Here is a 2,392-nt window from a genome sequence, read left to right as displayed (position 1 = left end):
GTGCCGCTGATCGGGCCGGTCGCCGAAAAGCTCGGCATCGACCTCGTCTGGTTCGGCGTGCTGCTCGCCGTGAACATGCAGACGTCGTTCATGCACCCGCCGTTCGGCTTCGCACTGTTCTACCTGCGCAGCGTCGCGCCGGCGAAGGACTACCTCGACAAGCTCACCGGCAGACTGACCGCGCGCGTGACGACCGGGCAGATCTACTGGGGCGCGGTGCCGTTCGTGATCATCCAGATCATCATGGTGGGGCTCATCATCGCGTTCCCGGCGCTCGTCTCCAGCGGCCTGACCAAGGAAGAGACCATCGACGCCGACAAGGCCTTCCAGGAACTGCGCATGCAGGAAGACAAGGACGCCGGCATCGCGCCCGAGCCGGCGGACCCGTCAGCCTCCGGTGCGCAGCCGGGTGACCCGGCCGCCTCGGAACCTCAGGCCGAGACCACCAACGACGCCGACGACCCCATGAAGGCGCTCGAAGAGGCCATGAAGGCTGACGAGAAGAAGAAGCAGTAGTAGAGGATGCGACGGAGTGCGGCTCACGCCGCCTCCGTCGGCACCGGCGTTACAACAGCTGGAATGCGGCAATGGCCACCAGCGTGGGGCCGGCAGCGGCGACAAAGAGCCACACGGCGCTGATGGCGCCGTCACGGAAGCTACCGCGCAGGATCGAATACCCAGCCGGGTTTGGCGCATTGGCGATGACCGTCAAGCCGCCGCCTGTCACCGCACCGGCTACCAGCGAGTACTTGAACTCGTCGCTCAGCCCCTCGACCAGCGAGCCGAGGTAGGTGAGTGCCGCGTTGTCGGTCACAGCCGTGAGGGCCGTCGCGGCGTAGTAGACCTGCTGCGCGCTCAGCCGCGTGAGCAGTTCCTGCAGCCACCACTGCTGTTGCCCGCCCAGCACCACCAGGCCGGCCAGGAAGAAGGCCACCAGCAGGGCCTCGCGCAAGATGAGGGCGTCGTGGTGCCGCGGGTAGGCTCGCGCATAGCCGATGAAGAAGAGCAGCAGGCCCAAGAAGACGGCCGGGTGGTGGGCGAACATCACCACGCCCAGCAGGAACAGCGCGCTCACGAACATCGCCGTCGGTGGCGGCCCACTGCGGTCGCGTCGGCCCGCTTCTTCCGGCTTGGCGCGCAGCAGGGGGCGCGCAAAGAGCAGTGTCACGGCGGCCGCATTGATCACCACGGCAAGTGCGGCCTTCCAGCCGAAATGACCCAGCATGAACGCGGAATCCCAGCCCCACTTCGCCGCCACCATCAGCACCGGCGGTGCGGCAAACGAGGTGAGCGTCCCCCCGATCGACACGTTGACGAAGAGGACTCCCAAAGTCGCATACTTCAGCCGTTCCGGCAGATCGACGTTGTTGAACACGCGCTCGCGCAGCGTGAGCGCGGCCAGCGTCATCGCCGCCGGCTCGGTGAGCACCGAGCCCATCAGCGGCAGCACCGACAAGGCCAGGAAGTACACCGCCATCGACCGCGGCAGTGGCGTCACCCGGGCCAGCCCGTTCACCAGCACCGAGGCCAGCTTCAGGATGGGCTTGCTGCCGGCCACCACCATGATCGCGAAGACGAAAAGCGGTTCGGTGAAGTTGCGCCCGTCGATGTAGGCCGTGGCCGCGTCGCGCCCCAGCGCCACGAAGAGGAACAACACCAGCACCAGCGCCCAGAACCCGAACACCACCTCCACCTCGGACAGCAGGTGGAACACGCCCTCGTGGCGCGGGTAGCGGTGGGCCAGGCGGGCGAACACGCTGGTCGAGAAGGTGTGGGCCAGCGCCACCGCGAACAAGGCGGCCGCAACGATCTGAACGGTGGTAGGCGTCATGGAAATGGATTGTGCAAAAAGAAAGCCCCGCCGCGGCGGGGCTTGTCATGCGTGCGCGACCGGGCTCAGAGCTTGGCGGACTGCATGTAGCTGTCGAAGCGGGCTTCGGTGAAGCGGAACCACAGGTTCGCTTCGCGACGGTAGTTGGAGTAGTCGTCGTAGATCTTCTTCCAGCTCGGGTTCTTGGCGGAGATCTCGCTGTAGATGTCCATGGCGGCCTTGTAGGCGGCGTCCATCACCGGCTTCGGGAAAGCGACAAGCTTGGTCTTGTTGGCCACCAGCTGGCGCAGCGCGATCGGGTTCTTCACGTCGTACTTGGCCTGCATCTCGGTGTGCGCGAAGGCGGCGGCACTTTCGATGATGGCCTTGTACTCGGCGGAGAGGCTGTCGTAGGCCTTCTGGTTCACCAGCAGGTCGAGCTGCGGGCCACCTTCCCACCAGCCGGGGTAGTGGTAGAACTGGGCGACCTTGTTGAAGCCGAGCTTCTGGTCGTCATAGGGGCCGACCCATTCGGCGGCGTCGATCGTGCCTTTCTCCAGGGCGGGGTAAATGTCGCCACCC

General features: G+C 65.9%; 2 protein-coding genes and 1 pseudogene. 1 reads left to right on the top strand and 2 read right to left on the bottom strand.

The features are described 5' to 3' along the window. The coding region (locus VFL64_RS16630) for a TRAP transporter large permease subunit (protein WP_489541494.1) at positions 1–516 on the top strand (516 nt) is incomplete at its 5' end. A gap of 49 nt (positions 517–565) precedes the next feature. On the opposite strand, the gene VFL64_RS16625 is transcribed toward VFL64_RS16630, so the two are convergent. Together VFL64_RS16625 and VFL64_RS16620 are read right to left on the bottom strand one after the other, a co-directional pair. After that, positions 566–1,831 (bottom strand): putative Na+/H+ antiporter, encoded by a 1,266-nt coding sequence (locus tag VFL64_RS16625; protein ID WP_489541493.1) that lies wholly within the window; start codon positions 1,829–1,831, stop codon positions 566–568. A gap of 65 nt (positions 1,832–1,896) precedes the next feature. Then, positions 1,897–2,392, bottom strand: a pseudogene (locus VFL64_RS16620) (ABC transporter substrate-binding protein); the annotation flags it as partial.

It is taken from the genome of Rhizobacter sp. (genome assembly GCF_035702065.1).
GTDB lineage: Bacteria > Pseudomonadota > Gammaproteobacteria > Burkholderiales > Burkholderiaceae_C > Rhizobacter.
Note: the sequence above shows the minus strand (reverse complement) of the source record. Positions and strands in the feature narration are given on the sequence as shown.

Excerpts from the sequence above, each read along its gene's own strand:
- VFL64_RS16625 (WP_489541493.1), bottom strand. The coding sequence starts at position 1,831 with ATGACGCCTACCACCGTTCAGATCGTTGCGGCCGCCTTGTTCGCGGTG.